At 62.9% G+C, this 18,735-nt stretch carries 13 protein-coding genes and 1 pseudogene; 11 read left to right on the top strand and 3 right to left on the bottom strand.

The genetic code is table 11. The annotated features are described in order from the left end of the window. Positions 1-107 precede the first annotated feature (107 nt). The 4 genes from miaB (at position 108) to P353_RS18275 (ending at position 5,825) form a co-directional block, all read left to right on the top strand. Complete coding sequence (miaB, locus tag P353_RS18260) at positions 108-1,436, top strand: tRNA (N6-isopentenyl adenosine(37)-C2)-methylthiotransferase MiaB (protein ID WP_003075245.1); 1,329 nt, start codon at positions 108-110, stop codon at positions 1,434-1,436. A 188-nt stretch (positions 1,437-1,624) separates the two neighbouring features. After that, complete coding sequence (locus P353_RS18265; protein ID WP_034372632.1) at positions 1,625-3,937, top strand: hypothetical protein; 2,313 nt, start codon at positions 1,625-1,627, stop codon at positions 3,935-3,937. After that, positions 3,919-5,121, top strand: coding sequence for a hypothetical protein (locus P353_RS18270; protein WP_034372635.1), 1,203 nt, complete (start codon positions 3,919-3,921; stop codon positions 5,119-5,121). Before P353_RS18265 ends, P353_RS18270 begins: the two co-directional genes overlap by 19 nt. Continuing rightward, positions 5,118-5,825, top strand: a complete 708-nt coding sequence (locus P353_RS18275; protein ID WP_034372638.1) for a DUF1266 domain-containing protein — start codon at positions 5,118-5,120, stop codon at positions 5,823-5,825. Before P353_RS18270 ends, P353_RS18275 begins: the two co-directional genes overlap by 4 nt. 67 nt (positions 5,826-5,892) lie before the next feature. On the opposite strand, the gene P353_RS18280 is transcribed toward P353_RS18275, so the two are convergent. Next, the gene (locus P353_RS18280; protein WP_034348519.1) at positions 5,893-6,471 is read right to left on the bottom strand and encodes a C40 family peptidase; all 579 of its coding nucleotides are present in this window, start codon (positions 6,469-6,471) and stop codon (positions 5,893-5,895) included. A 311-nt stretch (positions 6,472-6,782) separates the two neighbouring features. Continuing rightward, a complete protein-coding gene (gene ffh / locus P353_RS18285) occupies positions 6,783-8,174 on the bottom strand; it encodes a signal recognition particle protein (protein WP_034372641.1) in 1,392 nt (463 codons plus the stop codon). 506 nt (positions 8,175-8,680) lie between these two features. On the opposite strand from ffh, the gene P353_RS18290 reads away from it, so the two are divergent. The 7 genes from P353_RS18290 to P353_RS18320 all read left to right on the top strand — a co-directional run bounded on the left by P353_RS18290 (position 8,681) and on the right by P353_RS18320 (position 18,404). Then, positions 8,681-9,487 (top strand): cytochrome C assembly family protein, encoded by an 807-nt coding sequence (locus P353_RS18290; RefSeq protein ID WP_034372644.1) that lies wholly within the window; start codon positions 8,681-8,683, stop codon positions 9,485-9,487. Further along, the gene (locus P353_RS18295) at positions 9,484-9,729 is read left to right on the top strand and encodes a PP0621 family protein (RefSeq protein WP_034372647.1); all 246 of its coding nucleotides are present in this window, start codon (positions 9,484-9,486) and stop codon (positions 9,727-9,729) included. The genes P353_RS18290 and P353_RS18295 overlap by 4 nt, the downstream gene beginning before the upstream one ends. Positions 9,730-9,733: 4 nt before the next feature. Beyond that, complete coding sequence (locus tag P353_RS18300; RefSeq protein ID WP_034372650.1) at positions 9,734-11,539, top strand: sensor histidine kinase; 1,806 nt, start codon at positions 9,734-9,736, stop codon at positions 11,537-11,539. Between the two features lie 47 nt (positions 11,540-11,586). Next, positions 11,587-13,050, top strand: coding sequence for a sigma-54-dependent transcriptional regulator (locus P353_RS18305; RefSeq protein WP_198529099.1), 1,464 nt, complete (start codon positions 11,587-11,589; stop codon positions 13,048-13,050). Continuing rightward, positions 13,043-13,681: a 1,6-anhydro-N-acetylmuramyl-L-alanine amidase AmpD gene (gene ampD / locus P353_RS18310; RefSeq protein ID WP_034372656.1), complete on the top strand. Its 639-nt coding sequence runs from the start codon at positions 13,043-13,045 to the stop codon at positions 13,679-13,681. The genes P353_RS18305 and ampD overlap by 8 nt, the downstream gene beginning before the upstream one ends. Before the next feature lie 505 nt (positions 13,682-14,186). Next, the gene (locus tag P353_RS18315) at positions 14,187-17,099 is read left to right on the top strand and encodes a ribonucleoside-diphosphate reductase subunit alpha (protein WP_034372659.1); all 2,913 of its coding nucleotides are present in this window, start codon (positions 14,187-14,189) and stop codon (positions 17,097-17,099) included. Between the two features lie 213 nt (positions 17,100-17,312). Continuing rightward, positions 17,313-18,404, top strand: a complete 1,092-nt coding sequence (locus tag P353_RS18320; protein WP_003070968.1) for a ribonucleotide-diphosphate reductase subunit beta — start codon at positions 17,313-17,315, stop codon at positions 18,402-18,404. 49 nt (positions 18,405-18,453) lie between these two features. On the opposite strand, the pseudogene P353_RS29315 reads toward P353_RS18320, so the two are convergent. Beyond that, positions 18,454-18,735, bottom strand: a pseudogene (locus P353_RS29315) (hypothetical protein); the annotation flags it as partial.

Here is an 18,735-nt window from a genome sequence, read left to right on the forward strand (position 1 = left end):
AACTATTTTCATATCCAAATCGATTGGTGGTAAGCGCTAGCCGCTATCACTTTGTGCTTGCAGACTCTGCAAGCCCCGCACCCGAGAACACCTGACAAGAGCGCCCCATGAGCAAGAAAGTCTTTATCAAAACCTTTGGCTGCCAGATGAACGAGTACGACTCGGACAAGATGGCCGATGTGCTGGGCGCGGCCCAGGGTTACGAGCCCACGCAGAACGTGGACGAAGCCGATCTGATCCTGTTCAACACCTGCTCGGTGCGCGAGAAGGCCCAGGAAAAGGTGTTCAGCGATCTGGGCCGCATCCGCCACCTCAAGGAAAAAGGCGTGCTGATCGGCGTGGGCGGCTGCGTGGCCAGCCAGGAGGGTGCCGAGATCATCAAGCGCGCGCCGTTTGTCGATGTGGTCTTCGGCCCCCAGACCCTGCACCGCCTGCCCGAGCTGCTCAACCAGCGCGCGGCCAAGGCCAAGCCCCAGGTCGATATCTCCTTCCCCGAAATCGAGAAGTTCGACCACCTGCCGCCAGCGCGCGTGGAAGGCGCTTCGGCCTTTGTCTCCATCATGGAGGGCTGCTCCAAATATTGCAGCTACTGCGTCGTGCCCTATACGCGCGGCGAGGAAGTCAGCCGCCCGTTCGAGGACGTGCTGGTGGAAGTCGCGGGCCTGGCCGAGCAGGGCGTCAAGGAAATCACGCTGCTGGGCCAGAACGTCAATGCCTACCTGGGCAAGATGGGCGACAGCAGCGAGATGGCCGACTTCGCGCTGCTGCTGGAATATGTGGCCGAGATTCCCGGCATCGAGCGCATCCGCTACACCACCAGCCATCCCAACGAGTTCACGCCACGCCTGATCGAGGCCTACGCCAAGATTCCGCAACTGGTCAGCCATCTGCATCTGCCCGTGCAACATGGCAGCGACAAGATCCTCATGGCCATGAAGCGCGGCTACACGGCCATGGAATACAAGAGCACCATCCGCAAGCTGCGCGCCATCCGTCCCGATCTGGCCATGAGCAGCGACTTCATCGTGGGCTTCCCCGGCGAGACCGAGGAAGACTTCCAGAAGATGATGAAGCTCATCCACGATGTGCGCTTCGACAACTCGTTCAGCTTCATCTTCAGCCCCCGCCCCGGCACGCCTGCTGCCAATCTGCACGACGACACGCCGCACGAAGTCAAGCTGCGCCGCCTGCAGGAGCTGCAAGCCGTGATCAACACCAACATCAAGGAGATCAGCGAAGAGCGTGTCGGCACGGTGCAACGCCTGCTGGTCGAAGGCGTGAGCAAGCGCGACGGCAGCGAGCTGATGGGCCGCACCTATTGCAACCGCGTGGTCAACTTCCCCGGCAACGAGCGTTTGATCGGCCAGATGGTGGATGTGAAGATTACCGAAGCCAAGGCTTACACCTTGCGCGGTGAAGTCCTGCTCAAGGATTGACAGCCCGACAGTCACTGGCCTCATCCACAAAAAGCCTGCCTGCAATGCCATGGCAGGCTTTTTTCATGACTGGTTATAAATTCTGTAACAAATGGTGATGCCTTGCCGGATGGCACACGCCTCTTCAATCCGCCGCTAGGATGGTGGCCTATTGGGGCCAAGCTGCCTCGGATTGAACTCTGGACACCATGAACCAAACTGCCGCACTGCAGGGCGATGCCATCTACGCCTTGCTGGATCAAGCCCATGAGCTACTGAACGACTACAGCGACGACAAGCCCGGCAGCATCAGCCGTCAGGACCGCATCGCCGCTGCGGTGGAATTGATGGGGCAGCAGAACTTTGCCCCAGCCACCGTGCAGGAGCTCGAGCGCGTTCACGACTTCTGGCTCTACCTCGATCAGCCCGAAGCGGCCAACAAGCTGCTGCAGCAGCATCGCGGCGCAGCCCTGGCCGCTGCCGACGAACTGAGCCCCGCAGAAGCCGCGCTGCGCCTGAGCCTGAGCGACATCCAAAGCCGCATGGGCTTTGACCAGCCCTCCGCGCAAGCCTTGCTGGGTTCGGCGGCACAGGCCATTGCCCGGCTGCCCGAGGATGTGGACAGCGATAACTACTGGCATGGCTGGCACTGGATGGCCTCGCAGCTCCAGGCCTGGGAAGCTGCGGCCACGGGCCTTGAGCTGCAACGCGCCCAGGAGCGTCGCAACCCCGACCTGGCCGAAGATGCGGCCTACCTCGATGCCATCGTCTGCGTTCGCAAGGCGGAAATGGCCCAGAAAAACGGCCACGCCAGCGAGGCCGCCAGCCTGGTGCAAAACGCCATCAATCTCCTGCGCGACGCCGCGCCCGACCAGCAGGTGGACTTTGACCGCTGGATGACGCTGGCCGACCATGTGCTGCCGCTGGCCCCGCAAAGCCTGCCCGCCTTGCTCATGGCCTGCGAGCAGCAATTGGCCGCCCTGGAAAATCCCCCACCCTCGCAGGCCGTCAAGGCGCATCGCCAGGTCAAGATCCTGCGGCTGCAGGCCCAGGCCTGCGCTCAGGCCGGTCAGCTGGAGGCAGCCCTGCAGCTGGCGCCTCATGGACACTTCGGACTGACGGATGACTCGGGCGACCCCTTCACCGTCCCCTGGCTGGGCTGGCTGGAGCAGGCCGGGCGCCTGAAGCAGGCCGCCGATCTGGCGCTTCAATGCGTGCTCCACGCTCGTCCCGTCTCGGCCGTAGCCGCCTTCGAGCTGGCCAAGAAGCAGTTCAGCAACGACCCGGAAAACGCCATCACCTGGGCCCTGGTTCTGGCCATTGGCCAAACCGACGAGGACATGCGCCAGCTGCTCGCGCAAGAAGAGAGGCCGCTGCACCCGGCGGATTTCTATCTGAACATGGTGCGCGCAGCCCAGCCGGCGCATCCGGTGCTGGCCTTGCTCGACGGCCTGCGTCTGGCACGCAAGCGCCAGATGGAGCAGGCTTTGCCGCTGCTGGAAATCGGCGTGGGCCAGCACCCCGAGATGGCCGACAGCGACAAGCTGCCCGCGCTCTGGGCTGCCCGCTTTGCCGCGCTGCCGCTAGAAGAAGCGCTGGCTCGGCCCTTCCCCCAAGCCCATGGCGCGCACTGGTGCTACGCCGCCGGTGTGGTCCTTGACGATGCAGACGACCTGGCTCCGCTGATGGGCGGCAAGAAGAAAGTGCCTGCTCAGGAGGTGCGCGAGCCTCTGGTCGTGCGCTACTACGAGGAAGGTCTCGCCCGCTTCGAGCATTTCTGGGCGACTGGTCAGGGCCGCTTCAAGGATGGCGACCTGCATGTGTACTCCATGCTCTGCAACAACCTGGCCATCAAGTACCGCTTCATGGACCGCTACGACGAGGCCGCCGAGCTGCACCACAAGGGACTGGGCAGCAGCCCGTTTGCCGAGCATCACAACGGCCTGCTGTGGTGCGCCGTGGGCAAGGACGACGATGAGCAGACCGTGGTCGAGGCCGAGCGCCTGTGGCATTTCGCCCAGGAGCATGGCTACAGCCGCCATGAACCCACGCGTTACTTCTCCACCGTCGCCCTGTCGCTCTACAAGCTCAACCGCGATGACGAGATCAGCATCTGGATGGAGCGTCTGGACCAATGGTTCCACGACCTGGATGAAGACGAGCAGCGCGACGTGCGCCGCAACTACCTGGCGTCCCTGATGTCCATGCTGGACTTTTTCTCCAGCACACGCCCCGAGCTGGTGCTGCCGCGCCTGCGCACGCATCAGCAAGAAGTCATTGCGCTGCAGGACTGCTATCCGCTGCGCCGCCTGGCCTGTGCGCTGGAAGCCTACCCCGAGCTGCTGGAAGAATCCGTGGCACTGCACAAGCAGGCCAACAGCTATCTGGGCAAGGGCGACGACGAGGACGAGCGGCGCATGTCGCAGTCCGGCATAGAGCGCGCCGAGCGCAAGCTGGCCGAGCGCGACGCCCAGGCCGGCGCTGCGGCATCGGGTCGCAAACCATGGTGGAAATTCTGGTGAATCAGGTCGTCGAAAAAGCCGCTGCCGCCAGTGCCTACAAGGCGCGCGATGTCGTCAACGCCCCGGCCATCAAGCAGCGCATCAAGGAGCGCAGCGCAGAGCGCGGCGACGCTGCCGATGTCGCCGCCTGGCTGGGCAACCATTTCTACCGCCATGTGGTGGGCAATCTGCAGGCCGACGAGCCTGCCGTGCTGCGCATTGCCGACGCCCGGCAGTTGCAGGAGCTGGCCGGCCGCCAGGAGCCGCCGGCCTGGGCACTGGAGCGGCTGGCGCGCAAGCAGGCAGGCTTCGAGCTGCCCGACCTCTGGTGGGTGCTGCCCGACAGTGCCGCCCTGCTGGCGCTGGAGGCGCGGCTGGTGGAATTTCTCTCCACCCGCAAGGGCACCTCTCTCGAAGGAAAGCTTCAGCGCGTGAACTGTCCACAGGCGCTGGCGCGCTGGACGCTGGAGCATCTGGCTTTCGAGAAAAAACAGAACAGCGGCCGGGTCGAGCACAGCCAAAGCGCCGTGCACGGGCTGCTGCGCGGCCAGCACGGCACGTTTGTGGAGTTTGACGGCACCAGTGCGCAGATGCGCCAGGAAATGGCCTATGAAAGCCAGATGATGGGCCACTGCGTGGGCCAGTTTGCCAACCGCAAGTCCTTCAGCGGCGGCTATGGAGAGCATTACGCCGAGGGGCTCGAATCGGGGCGCATGCGGCTGTTCAGCTACCGCACGGGCACCGCCCAGCCCCGCATCACCGTCAATGCCTATGTTCAAAAGGATGGCAAGCTTCAGATCGAGCAGATCAAAGGCAAGCAGAACCGGCCGCCGATTGCACGCTATACGCCCGATGTGGTGACCCTGCTCAACCATCTGCCGCTCAATGACGAGGTACCCGAAGACGCTCTGTCCATGGGCATTGTGCGCCGCCCGCCCGAGCTGCTGAAGGCCCATCCGGGGCTGGCGCCCTGGTGCTCGGTGCAGGAGCTGCAGACCGACGACGAGCAACTGTGGCTGATGCAGCAGCACCCCGCCCTGCTGCCCCGGCTCAATCTGCAGTCACCACTGATGCAGTGGATGGTGGCGGCACGCAAGGATTCGCTGGACAGCGAAGTCATTGAACGCATGCCCAAATCCGCCGCACTGAAACAGACCTTGCTGATGGCCAGAAAGCGCCCCGGCCGCCCAGGAGTGCGCACATGAGCATCTGGACGATCCTTTTGCTCATCGCTGCCCTGATCTACTGGGTGCTGCGCGGCGGCTTCAAGCGCCTCAAGGAGGCCAAGCAACGCGGCGACATCATCAGCTACCAGGCGGGCAGCCAGGAGCGCAACTGGGCCCTGGCGCTGGCCCACCCCATGGCCTACCACGCCATGCAAGGCGGCTTTGCCAGCGATCTGCATGGCGCTGACGATGCGCTGGCCAGGCAGCTGCGCCCCATGATCTTGCACCATCTTGGCCTGCGCACCGACCTCAGCGACGAGCAGGTGCGCCTGCAACTGCCCGATGCACTGCGCCAGCGCTGGTTCATGCTGGATCTGCAGCGCCTGCAGCGCAGCGACGACGTGCGCGCCGCGATGGCGTTTGCCTGCGCGCGCGTGACCTTTTTTGTGCGCAGCGCCAGGCTGATGGAATGGACGGACGAAGCCCTGCATTGGGATATCCTTGAGCTCAACGCCCAGCGCGCCCAGCAATGCTTCGACAGCTGGCTGGCCTTCGGCCAGGCCTATGCACAGGGCCGCGCGCAATGGCTGGCACAAGGCCGCAGCGATGTGCTGGGCAAGGCCTTCACGACCGAAGAAGTGGCGCAATGGGTGACGCAGGAGCAGCACCCCTGGCATGCGATGAGCTGGAATCTGCCGCTGAGCAGCGATGAGGCAAAGCCCGCCTTCGCGCCTGCTGCATAAGTGCGGGACACCCGCAAAAACCGAGGGACTGCCAGGCAGTCCCTTTTTTCATCCGCAGCGCAGGCGTTCAGGCAAAGATGCTGCGCGCTTCGGTGAATCGCTTGGCGAAGTACACATTGTCCATGCGTACCCGCTGCACCGTTCCGCCGCTGGACGGCGCATGCACGAACTGTCCGTTGCCCACAAAAATTCCCATATGGGAATAGCGCCCGCCCAGGGTGTTGAAGAACACGAAGTCGCCACGCATCAGATCACGTCCGTCGACCGGATTGCTGGCCTGCGCCCATTGCGATGTGGTGCGGGGCAGACGGGTTTCCGTGATGCCGCCCACGGCCCACTGAATCAGACCGCTGCAGTCAAAACCGCCTTCAGGCGAGTTGCCGCCATAGGTGTAGGGCGTGTTGACCACCAGCATGGTGCGCGCCAGCAGTGACTCGCGCAGCTCGGCATCCAGACTCAGGGCATTGGCCGGGCGCGCGGAGGATCCGCCTTGCGCAGCAGGCCGGGGCCTGTCTTTGGTGGTGGAGCACCCTGCCAGCACCGCAAGCAGCGAGCCCGCCAGCATCAGCGCGCTGCGGCGCTCCAGACATTGAGGCAGAGGTTGCCGCTGACCCGCCTCCACGAAAGTCCTGTCTTGTAGCTTCATGGAAAGGCATGTTCTCAGAAAGCCGCCTGCACATCCAGCAATTGCCCCGGATTGGCGCGCTTCTTTACAAAAAAGTGAGCTGCCAACGCCTGCCAGATCAATGATTCAGATGTATTTCTCATCCAAACTCAAATCTGATCTGCGTCAGCAGCTCACTTTTTATAGATCGCTGATCTCAAACCAAGCACACCCCAACACAGGGACAGCGAGCAAGAGCCTATGCCGGCCGCGCCGCCGCGCAGCGAGGCTGTCGTCCCCCTTGGGGGCGCCCGGCCGGGGGAGGCCGCGCAGCGGCTCAGGGGGATCAAATATCAGAACGGCAGCTTGGGCATGCCGCCGCCGCCCATCATGCCCTTCATGGCCTTCATGCCGCCCATCTTCTTCATCATCTTCATCAGACCGCCGCCCTTGAACTTCTTCATCATGGTCTGCATCTGCTCGAACTCCTTGAGCAGGCGGTTGACTTCCTGCACCTGCACGCCGGCGCCGTCGGCGATACGCTTTTTGCGCGTGGCCTTGATCACGGCGGGGTTCTTGCGTTCCTTGAAGGTCATGGAGCAGATGATGCCTTCCTTGCGCTTGATCTCGCGCTCGGCCTTGTCCATATCGACCTGACCGGCCTTGCCGGCCAGCTCGGCAGGCAGCTTGTCCATCAGGGTCGAGAGACCGCCCATCTGCTTCATCTGCTGCAGCTGGGCCAGAAAGTCGTTGAGGTCGAAGCCGTCGCCGCTCTTGAGCTTCTCGGCCATCTTCTGCGCGGCTTCCATGTCCACGCCCTTGGTGACCTGCTCGACCAGGGCCACGATGTCGCCCATGCCCAGCACGCGCTGTGCGTGGCGGTCGGCATCGAAGACTTCCAGGCCGTCGATCTTTTCCGAGACACCGGCAAACTTGATCGGCGCTCCTGTGATCTGGCGCACCGACAGGGCCGCACCGCCGCGCGAATCGCCGTCGAGCTTGGTCAGAACGATACCGGTCAGCGGCAGAGCTTCCTTGAAGGCCTTGGCGGTGTTGATCGCATCCTGGCCCTGCATGGCATCGACCACGAACAGGGTTTCGACGGGCTTGAGCGTGGCGTGCAAATCCTTGATTTCGGCCATCAGCAGCTCGTCGATGGCCAGACGGCCGGCCGTATCCACCAGCAGCACATCGAAGAAATGCCTTTTGGCGTAATCAATCGCGGCCACGGCGATATCGTGGGGCTTCTGGTCGGGCGTGGAGGGAAACCACTCGGCGCCAGCCTGGGCCGTCACGGTCTTGAGCTGCTCGATGGCCGCGGGGCGGTACACGTCACCCGAGACCGTGAGCACCTTTTTCTTGCGCTTTTCGATCAGATGCTTGGCCAGCTTGGCCGTGGTGGTGGTCTTGCCGGCGCCTTGCAGACCGGCCATCAAAATGACGGCGGGAGGCTGTGCATTGAGGTTGATGTCGGCCACGCCCTCACCCATGGTCGCCGCCAACTCCTTGTTGACGATGGACACCAGCACCTGGCCGGGCTGCAGCGAGCTGATGACTTCCTGGCCCAGCGCCTTTTCCTTGACGCGGGCAATGAAGTCGCGCACCACGGGCAGAGCCACGTCGGCCTCCAGCAAGGCCATGCGCACTTCGCGCAGCATGTCCTGCACATTGGACTCGGTGATGCGGGCCTGGCCGCGCATCTCTTTGACAAGGCGCGAGAGTTTATCGGTGAGTGCGGAGGCCATAAGCAAAAAGCATTCGAAAGTTATGAATGGACGGCAGTCGTGCGCAAGCGAGCAGCACGACTCTCCGGGCAGCTTGCGGACCCAGGCGAGGCGAGGCGAAGCTGCATGAACAGGCATTTTACCCGCTGCCCTTAATTGACGATGCCCCGCAGGCTTGTCCGTGATCTGCCTCAGGCGTGCAGCGCCGCTGCGCTGTGCTCCACAGCGCCCTCGAAAAAGAGACCAGGCCAGTCCTGAATGGAGCTGAATGGAGCCGAATGAACCTGAATGGGCCCGAATCGAGCGCTCCTGCAAGTCCTTGCTCCTGGCGCAGGACCGGCCTGCTGGGCGGGAAGGCTGGAGACATCGCCTGGCCGCAGAAAATCCTTGAAGAGCGGGCTCAAAAGTCGACGATCTGCTCTGCAAGCGCTCCTGACCGGGCTCAGGCAGCGCTTTATGCGCAAAATTGACGGACGGCAGCGGCCTGCAAAAGATGAGTGCGGGCCAGCGGCACTATCATACAAAGCATGCTCTCCCAACCGCTCACTGCAGCTGGCCCCATTGGCTGGATCCTGGCCATGGCAGCAGCCATTGCCTACGCCATTCCGGCACTTGCCACCCAGCACCTGCAAGAAGCCGGTGCCCGTCGCTGCCTGCGCCTGGCCTGGGCACTGCATGCCCTGCTGCTGGGCTGGGGTTTGCTTGGCGAGCTGCCGCGCTTCGGCTTTGCTCCCGCACTCTCGATCACTGCCTGGCTGGTGCTGACCGTCTATGTGGTGGAGCAGCAGCTGTACCCGCAGCTGCGCTCGCGCTGGCCGCTGTCCATCCTGGGAAGCGTGGCCGTGCTTCTGGCCGTGGTGTTCCCCGGCACACCGCTGCACGTCAACGCCTCGCCCTGGCTGCCGCTGCATCTGGCCCTGGGTATTGCTTCCTACGGTCTGTTTGCCGCAGCCGTCGTTCATGGCGCGCTGATGAGCCATGCCGAGCGGCAGATGCGCCAGGGCGGCGACCATGACAGCGGGCTACCGCTGCTGACGCTGGAGCGGCTGACCTTCCGTTTTGTCGGAGCGGGCTTTGTGCTGCTGACAGCCACACTGGCCGCAGGCTGGCTGTTTGGCGAGCAGCTCTATGGCAAGGCATGGGTGTGGAATCACAAATCCGTTTTCTCCCTGCTGTCCTGGCTGGCATTTGCCGTGCTGCTGTTCGGGCGCAAGCGATTCGGCTGGCGCGGCCAAAGCGCCGTACGTGTTCTTTATATCGGCGCCATCTTTTTGCTGCTGGCCTATGTCGGCTCGCGCTTTGTGATTGAAGTCCTGCTGGAGCGCGCAGCATGAAGTATTTGCTGGTCCTGCTGGTCGTGGTGGTGGCTGTCGGAATCTGGCGCAGCAAACGTCGCGCTGAAGTGGCCGAGCAGGCCAGGCCTGCCAGCCCCCAAAAGCACGCACAGTCCATGGTGGCTTGCGCTCACTGCGGCCTTCACCTGCCGCAGGCTGACGCCGTGAGCGACGCCTCGGGCAAGATCTTCTGCAGCGCAGAACACCGCCGCCTGGCCCAGCAAGACACTGAGCGCCACTGACCGCATGGTGAACTCCGCCTCGCCCTGGCAGCACACCGCCATCCCGCTGGATGCGGCCATCAGCCGGCGCGCAGACGCCAGCCTCAACGCCCCGTTCGTACGCCTGTGGCAGGCCTTTCTCAGCGGCCGCGTGCTGCTGGCGCTGGCCCTGGTCCTGCTGCAGACGCTGAATCTGCAGCTGCAAAACATCAGCTCCCCCCTGGCCTGGCTGATCTGCTTGACCTATCTGACGCTGACCGTCGTGCTGCGCCTGGCTGCCGGACGTCATTTGCCAGCACCTCGCGCAGCCCTGCAATGGCTGCCCGTGATCGGCGTCGACATTGCGGCGATCTTTTTGCTGCAGATCTTTCAGGTCAGCTCGCTCAACTACACCGCGCTGCTGGCCATTCCCGTCCTGATCTCCTCGGCGCTGGGCGGACTGATGCTGGCCTTTGGCACCACGGCCTGCATCACGCTGCTGACGCTGGCCTACACCTTCTGGCAATACCATGGCGGGCTCAACGACGGCGCCCAGTCTTACTACCAGACGGCTTTTTCCTGCGCCGGCTACTTCTGCGTGGCCTATCTCACGCACGAGCTGGCCAAGCGTGTCCGGCGCGAGCGCTCCCAGGCCCTGTTCAACCGCTTGCGCACCCAGACCCAGGAGCAGGTCAACAGTCTGGTGATCAACCACTTCTCAGACGGCGTGCTGGTGGTGGACTCGAGCTTGCAGGTTCTGCAGGCCAACCCGGCCGCATTGCAGCTGCTGGGCCTGCCCATAGATCATCCCCAGCCTTTTTCCCTGCAGGCCCATAGCTGGTGGGAGCCTCTGGCGCATTCAACACAAGCCAGCTTTGCCCATGCCCGCCCGCTGTCCGCCACGATTCACCTGCAGGCCCATGAACGACGCGGTGCCACCGGCATGCATGTGCGCACACGCATCACCGAAGTTTCGGCGCCCTATCTGGACGAGGGTCCTCAGGCGCAAGCCAGCCACTCGCTTTGCGTCATGTTTCTGCACGACCTGCGCGAGATGGAAGCGCAGCTGCGCACCGAAAAGCTGGCCTCCATGGGCCGTATGTCGGCTGCCGTGGCTCATGAAATACGCAACCCGCTCGCAGCCATCACCCAGGCCAATGCGCTGCTGGCCGAAGACCTGGCGAGCCAGCCCGGCCCCCAGCAGCTATGCCGCATCGTGGGACAGAACGCCGACCGTCTGGCCCGTATCGCCGAAGAAATCCTCAACCTGGCACGCGTGCAGCAGGGCGCAGAATCCCATCAGGGCCAGTCGCTGCCGCTGGACACCTTGCTGGCCCAGATCAGCCATGAATGGCGCATACAGGCCGCGCCGCCGCGCCAGCTTGTGCTGCGGCTCAATGCAACGGCCCGCCATATCCTGTTCGATGAAGAGCATCTGCGCCGCGTGCTGATCAACTTGCTGGACAATGCCCAGCGCCACCGCAGCCATGCCGGCAATGAAGCGGGCCTGCAGTTGATCAGCGGCCACGGGCCCTTGAACGGTCAGATCCAGGGTCTCGCACCGCAGGACGACACCTGCTGGTTCATGGTCTGGAGTGATGGAGCGCCGCTGGAGTCCAGCGTCGAACGCCATCTGTTCGAGCCCTTCTTCTCCTCTCAAAGCCGCTCCAGCGGCCTAGGACTCTATATATGTCGCGAGCTGTGCCAGCGCTACGATGCCACCATCAGCTATCAACGCCTGGCTCGCAACACACCGCAAGGCGATGTGAACGGCAATGCCTTTATCGTGACTCTGCGCAGCGGCCCTTCATCCCTCGCAAGCCACTCTCTGTTTGACTCGATCATGGTGTAAGCCCAGTGACATCATTGCCTCACTCATCCGCAGCGGCCAGCATTCTCGTGGTCGATGATGAACCGGATCTGCGCACGCTCTACGAGCTGACCCTGCTGCGGGAAGGCTACCGCGTGGAAACTGCGGGCTCGGTCCAGGAAGGCATGGCTCAGTTGCAAGGCCGCAATTTCGATGTCCTGATTACCGATATGCGCCTGCCCGACGGGATCGGCATGGAGCTGCTGCTGCAGCTGCGCGACCAATCGCGCAGCGAGCGCTGCATCGTCATGACGGCCTACGGCTCTGCCGAAAACGCCGTCGAGGCCCTGCGCGCGGGCGCGTTCGACTATCTGACCAAGCCCGTGGACCTGCGCCAGTTCCGCCAGGTCGTGGCATCGGCCGTGCAAGGCATTGGCGCAGTGCCCAAGCCCGGCAGCTCGCAGACCAGCGGCAGCTCGGCCGCCAGCGGCACAGGGGCGGCAACGCAACCTGGCGCCCTGGAGGCGCTGGTTGGCCAGTCCCATGCCATGCAACTGGTCAAACAGCGCATTGCCAAGGTCGCCAAAGGCATGGCTCCCGTGCTGATCCAGGGTGAATCCGGCACGGGCAAGGAACTGGTGGCACGCGCCCTGCACGGCTGCAGCCAGCGGGCCGACGGCCCCATGGTCGCGGTCAACTGCGGCGCCATCCCGGAAAACCTGCTCGAAGCCGAGTTCTTCGGCGCCCGCAAGGGCTCCTACACCGGCGCCACGCAGGACAGGCCCGGCTACTTCCAGGCCGCACAGGGCGGCACCTTGTTTCTCGATGAAATCGGCGACCTGCCCCTGGCCATGCAGGCCAAGCTGCTGCGCGCCATTCAGGAGCGCAAGATTCGTCCGCTGGGCAGCACCCAGGAAGAAGCCGTCGATGTGCGCATCGTCAGCGCCACCCACCGCGATCTGGGAGCGCAAGTGCAGGCAGGCAATTTCCGCCAGGATCTGTTCTACCGTCTCAATGTCATCGAAATCGAGCTGCCCGCGCTGCGCGAGCGCCGTGAAGACCTGGGCCAGCTATGCCAGGCTTTGCTGCAAAAGCTGGCCCGCGAGTCCGGACTGGCTACGCCGGAGCTGGACGACATCAGCCTCAGCCAGATAGCCCGGCTCCCGCTGCCTGGCAATGTGCGCGAGCTGGAGAACGTGCTGCACCGCGCCATTGCACTGGGCGAGGAAGGCCCGCTGCGTCTGCCCGAATCCGGCGTGCCGACCGAGGACGCTGGTGCGGCGGCAGCCGCTTCCTCGGACGCTTGGGCATCGAGCGCGCCGCCGCAAGCTCGGCACGCAGGCAGTCCGGCCACGCTGCCGCAAGATCTGCAAGGCTGGCTTGATGATCAGGAGCGCAGCATTTTGGTCAGAGCCCTGCAGGACAACGGCTTCAACCGCACAGCCACAGCGGCAAGACTTGGCATCAGCCTGCGCCAGATTCGCTACCGCATCGACCGCCTGGGCATAGACCTGCCGGCCGAAGGCAGCAAACACCAGAGCGACAATGTCTGATCCCGCACCTCATGCTCCATCCTTGCCACTGCCACAGCAGCCTTGGCAGGCCGGCTGGTATGGTGCCGCGCGTCACCTGAGATCTCCCAATTTCGGCCCTCGCCCCGGGGATGCGCAGATCGACCTCGTCATCGTCCACTCCATCAGCCTGCCTCCGGGCCAGTACGGCACAGGCGCGGTGCAGCAGTTGTTCACCAACCAGCTGGACTGGGACGCCCATCCTTATTACCAGGGCATTCGCGGCCTCGAAGTCTCGTCACATTTCTTCATCACGCGTCATGGCGAGATCTGGCAGTTCGTCAGCTGCGACGACCGCGCCTGGCATGCCGGCGTGAGCCAGTGGCGCGGGCGCGAGCGCTGCAACGACGACTCCATCGGCATTGAACTCGAAGGCCTGGAAGGCCTGAGCTTTGAGGCTGCGCAGTACCAGGCCCTGCAGCAGCTTTGCATAGCCATCGCGGCGCACTATCCCGTGCACTACATCGCCGGACACGAGCACGTCGCGCCCGGGCGCAAGCAGGACCCCGGCCCGGGCTTTGACTGGCAGTGGCTGCAGCAGCAGCTGGGCAGCACAGACGGCACGCGCAGCTGGGAATTCCCCCCCAGTCCTGCAGCCTCAGGCGCAGCCTGAAATCTTCATAGCACCTACCTCCTTTCAGCACTCGATTTCATACATATTTGCAGCTGAAATCTTGTACTGACAGGCGCTATGCGCTCCTCTTTTTGAGAACCCCAGGCATCCATCGTTGCGGGTCTTCGAGACGGCATGTCAATGGCGCGCGCGCAACAACTGTCGCCTGCATCAAACACGCAAATTTTTTACATATTTCCGGCCCGATCTGACGCCGCGCGCAACCGCGCCACAGGCCTTTATTCATGCGGGATGAAGTCATTTTTGCGGCTGTCAAGCGGCGCTCGAAATGCCAGATTCAGTAGTTTCATCAGGTCGCTCGGATTTAAGCGCGATACACTACCGGTAGTGTTTTGAAGCGCCCCAGACCCCATATCTAGTGTTTACAAGTTGTGCACACCCTGTGCAAACCATGTGTAAACCGAGGCGCCGAATCGTGTTTTTGATGGCCTGCCAGCAGTGCAGGCCTTTGTCTGCCTATCCACATACTGACTCAGAGGAACTTATGCAAGAAGCGTTGAACTCACTGCCTTCTGCCGCACCTGCCGGTGCAGCCAATTCTTCCTCCCCCAATGACAGCTATCAGATCATCCGCCGCAGCGGCGATGTGGTGGCTTTCGCGCCCCAGAAGATTGCCGTGGCCCTGACCAAGGCTTTCCTGGCCGTGCGCGGAGCGCAAGGCGCGGCTTCCGCCAGCGTGCGCGACACCGTCAACGAACTCACCGACGGCGTGGTGCGCGCACTGGTGCGCTCGCGCCCCGATGGCGGCACCTTCCATATCGAAGATGTGCAGGACCAGGTCGAACTGGGCCTGATGCGCGCCGGTCACCAGGACGTGGCCCGCGCCTATGTGCTGTACCGCGAGCGCCGCAACCAGGAGCGTGCCGAGCAGAAGAAGGTCGCCGAAGTGACCGCCGCTGCCGCCGCCACCAAGCCCGTGCTGCATGTGACCGACAACGGCCAGCGCGTGCCGCTGGACCAGGAGCGCCTGGAAGCCCTGATCGTCGCTTCCTGCCGCCATCTGAATGCCGACATCCAGTCCGCGCCCATCGTGGCCGAGACCCTGCGCAATCTGTACGACGGCGTGCCTCTGGCCGAGGTCTACAAGGCATCCATCCTGGCCGCCCGTACGCTGATCGAAAAAGACCCTGACTACACCTACGTCACCGCCCGCCTGCTGCTGCACACCATCGTGCGCGAAGTCATGGGCCGCGACGTGCAGCCCTCGGAAATGCAGGCCGCCTATGCCGACTACTTCCCCGGCTTTGTGCAAAAAGGCGTGGACAACGAGCTGCTCAACCCCGAGCTGCTGAACTACGACCTGCCCCGTCTGGCCCAGGCCCTGAAGGCCGAGCGCGACGAGCAGTTCGACTACCTCGGTCTGCAGACCCTGTACGACCGCTACTTCCTGCACGTGCGCAAGACCCGCATCGAGCTGCCCCAGTCCTTCTTCATGCGCGTGGCCATGGGCCTGGCGCTGAACGAGCCCGACCGCAACGCCCGTGCCATCGAGTTCTACGAGCTGCTGTCGTCCTTCGACTTCATGTCGTCCACTCCCACGCTGTTCAACAGCGGCACGCTGCGCTCGCAGCTGTCGTCCTGCTACCTGACCACCGTACCCGACGACCTGGACGGCATCTACGAATCCATCAAGGAAAATGCGCTGCTGTCCAAGTTTGCCGGCGGCCTGGGCAATGACTGGACCCGTGTGCGTGCCCTGGGCTCGCGCATCAAGGGCACCAACGGCGAATCGCAAGGCGTGGTTCCCTTCCTCAAGGTGGTCAACGACACGGCCGTCGCCGTGAACCAGGGCGGCAAGCGCAAGGGCGCGGTCTGCACCTATCTGGAATCCTGGCATCTGGACATCGAAGAGTTCCTGGAGCTGCGCAAGAACACCGGCGACGACCGCCGCCGCACCCACGACATGAACACGGCGAACTGGATTCCCGACCTGTTCATGAAGCGCGTGATGGAAGCAGGCCAGTGGACCCTGTTCTCGCCCGCCGACGCTCCCGATCTGCACGATCTGTACGGCGAAGCCTTCGAGAAGGCCTACACCGCCTATGAAGCCAAGACCGACAGCGGAGAGCTCAAGCTGTTCAAGCGCGTGCCTGCCGTGGATCTGTGGCGCAAGATGCTCTCGATGCTGTTCGAGACCGGCCATCCCTGGATCACCTTCAAGGACCCCTGCAACATCCGCTCGCCCCAGCAGCACGTGGGTGTGGTGCACTCGTCCAATCTGTGCACCGAGATCACGCTCAACACCAGCGACACCGAAACCGCGGTCTGCAACCTGGGCTCGGTGAACCTGGTCCAGCACATCAAGGACGGCAAGATCGACCACGACAAGCTGCGCAAGACCGTGAACACGGCCATGCGCATGCTGGACAACGTGATCGACATCAACTACTACGCCGTGCAAAAGGCCAAGGACTCCAATCTGCGCCACCGCCCCGTGGGCATGGGCCTGATGGGTTTCCAGGATGCGCTGTATGAAATGCGCACCGCCTACGCCAGCCAGGGCGCCGTCGAGTTCGCCGACGAAGCCATGGAAGCCATCTGCTACTACGCTTACTGGGCATCGACCGAGCTGTCCAAGGAACGCGGCACCTACTCCACCTTCAAGGGCTCGCTGTGGGATCAGGGCATCCTGCCCCCCGACACCCTGAAGCTGCTGGAAAAGGCTCGCGGCGGCTATGTGGAAGTGGACCGCTCTGCCAAGCTGGACTGGGATGCCCTGCGCGCCAAGATCGCCCAGGACGGCATGCGCAACTCCAACTGCGTGGCCATTGCGCCCACCGCCACCATCTCCAACATCGTGGGTGTGGATGCCTCGATCGAGCCTTCGTTCGGCAACCTGTCCGTGAAGTCCAATCTGTCTGGCGAATTCACCGTCATCAACCAGTACCTGGTGCGCGACCTCAAGCGCCTGGGCCTGTGGGACGACGTGATGGTCATGGACCTCAAGCATTTCGACGGCTCGCTGCGCGCCATCGACCGCGTGCCGCAAGAGATCAAGAACCTCTACGCCACCGCGTTCGAAGTCTCGCCCGAATGGCTGGTGGAAGCCGCCTCGCGCCGCCAGAAGTGGATCGACCAGGCCCAGAGCCTGAACATCTACATGGCCGGTGCATCGGGCAAGAAGCTGCACGACACCTACATGCTGGCCTGGCTGCGCGGTCTGAAGACCACCTACTACCTGCGCACCACCAGCGCGACCAATATCGAGAAGTCCACCGTGCAAAGCCGTGTGCTGAACGCAGTGTCCTCCGGCGCTCCTGCCGCTTCGGCTGCACCTGCTGCTAAGCCTGCGGTCAGCGCACTGGAAGCGGCCGCCGCCGCAGCCCGTGCCCAGGCACCTGCCACGGACATCAAGTTCTGCGCGATTGACGATCCAGGCTGCGAGGCCTGCCAATAACTGGCAACACCCCCTGAGGCGCTTACGCGCCTTCCCCCCTCTCTGGCGCTGAGCGCCGGAGGGGGACGACACCCTCGGTGCGCGGCGACGCTTCCTCGGTGTCTCTCGCTTTAGAGTGCGCCAATATTTGAGTGGCGCCACTCCATCAATAAATGATTGAAAAGCTGGATGTCGATTGCACTGCACCCAGCCTTTTGCCTTGAAGGAATAAATATGCTGAGCTTTGACGACGACACCTTTGCCTCTTCCGCCACCAGCGCAGAAGCCGGCGCGTCCACCAGCACCCACAAGCGCGTGAATGCCGCCGACAAGCGCATCATCAACGCCAAGACCGACGTGAACCAGCTGGTCCCCTTCAAGTACAAGTGGGCCTGGGAAAAGTATCTGGCCACCTGCGCCAACCACTGGATGCCGCAGGAAGTGAACATGACGCGCGACATCGCGCTGTGGAAGGACCCCAACGGTCTGACCGAAGATGAGCGCCGCATCGTCAAGCGCAATCTGGGCTTCTTTGTGACGGCCGACTCGCTGGCCGCCAACAACATCGTGCTGGGCACCTACCGCCACATCACGGCGCCCGAGTGCCGCCAGTTCCTGCTGCGCCAGGCCTTCGAAGAAGCCATCCACACTCACGCCTACCAGTACATCGTGGAATCGCTGGGCCTGGATGAATCGGAAATCTTCAACGCCTACAACGAAGTCCAATCCATCCGCGACAAGGACGAGTTCCTGATCCCCTTCATCGAAGCGATCATGGACCCCAACTTCCACACCGGCACGCCCGAAACCGACCAGACTCTGCTGAAGTCGCTGATCGTTTTTGCCTGCCTGATGGAAGGCCTGTTCTTCTACGTCGGCTTCACGCAGATCCTGGCCCTGGGCCGCCAGAACAAGATGACAGGCGCTGCCGAGCAGTACCAGTACATCCTGCGCGACGAGTCCATGCACTGCAACTTCGGCATCGATCTGATCAACCAGCTCAAGCTCGAGAACCCCCATCTGTGGACGGCCGAGTTCAAGCAGGAAATCACGGAGCTGTTCCAGAAGGCTGTGGAGCTCGAATATCGCTATGCCGAGGACACCATGCCACGCGGTGTGCTGGGCATGAATGCATCCATGTTCAAGGGCTATCTGCGCTACATCGCCAACCGTCGCGCCACGCAGATCGGTCTGGAGGAGCTGTTCCCCGGTGAAGAAAATCCCTTCCCCTGGATGAGCGAAATGATCGATTTGAAGAAAGAACGTAACTTCTTTGAGACACGAGTGATCGAGTATCAGACCGGAGGCGCACTTTCTTGGGATTAATTGCTTCTAAGCAGGCACAATGCGAGTCATGACTTGCTTCACTTCATTGCTACAAAAAACTGAGATTTTTGGCGTGAAGCAAATTTGTGTTCCTAGCGATGCGTAACTCCACATCGCTTTGAATCGTCCGGCACTGCAAAGAGCCGGACGTCTTATGCAAATCAACGAAGGAGAAAATGATGGCAACTGCGAAGAAGACGGCCGCCAAGGCCACAACCGAGAAAAAGACCCCTGCCAAGAAGGCGGCCGCGCCCAAGGCTGAAGCTGTGAAGAAAACAGCTGCAACCAAGACTGCCGCCCCCAAGGCTGCTGCTCCTGCAAAGGCTGCGCC

Source organism: Comamonas testosteroni, from assembly GCF_000761245.1.
In the GTDB taxonomy this organism is placed as follows: domain Bacteria; phylum Pseudomonadota; class Gammaproteobacteria; order Burkholderiales; family Burkholderiaceae_C; genus Comamonas; species Comamonas testosteroni_C.

Excerpts from the sequence above, each read along its gene's own strand:
- miaB (WP_003075245.1), top strand. The coding sequence starts at position 108 with ATGAGCAAGAAAGTCTTTATCAAAACCTTTGGCTGCCAGATGAACGAG.
- P353_RS18265 (WP_034372632.1), top strand. The coding sequence starts at position 1,625 with ATGAACCAAACTGCCGCACTGCAGGGCGATGCCATCTACGCCTTGCTG.
- P353_RS18270 (WP_034372635.1), top strand. The coding sequence starts at position 3,919 with ATGGTGGAAATTCTGGTGAATCAGGTCGTCGAAAAAGCCGCTGCCGCC.
- P353_RS18320 (WP_003070968.1), top strand. The coding sequence starts at position 17,313 with ATGCTGAGCTTTGACGACGACACCTTTGCCTCTTCCGCCACCAGCGCA.
- P353_RS18275 (WP_034372638.1), top strand. The coding sequence starts at position 5,118 with ATGAGCATCTGGACGATCCTTTTGCTCATCGCTGCCCTGATCTACTGG.
- P353_RS18315 (WP_034372659.1), top strand. The coding sequence starts at position 14,187 with ATGCAAGAAGCGTTGAACTCACTGCCTTCTGCCGCACCTGCCGGTGCA.
- P353_RS18290 (WP_034372644.1), top strand. The coding sequence starts at position 8,681 with ATGCTCTCCCAACCGCTCACTGCAGCTGGCCCCATTGGCTGGATCCTG.
- P353_RS18295 (WP_034372647.1), top strand. The coding sequence starts at position 9,484 with ATGAAGTATTTGCTGGTCCTGCTGGTCGTGGTGGTGGCTGTCGGAATC.
- ampD (WP_034372656.1), top strand. The coding sequence starts at position 13,043 with ATGTCTGATCCCGCACCTCATGCTCCATCCTTGCCACTGCCACAGCAG.
- ffh (WP_034372641.1), bottom strand. The coding sequence starts at position 8,174 with ATGGCCTCCGCACTCACCGATAAACTCTCGCGCCTTGTCAAAGAGATG.
- P353_RS18280 (WP_034348519.1), bottom strand. The coding sequence starts at position 6,471 with ATGAAGCTACAAGACAGGACTTTCGTGGAGGCGGGTCAGCGGCAACCT.
- P353_RS18300 (WP_034372650.1), top strand. The coding sequence starts at position 9,734 with ATGGTGAACTCCGCCTCGCCCTGGCAGCACACCGCCATCCCGCTGGAT.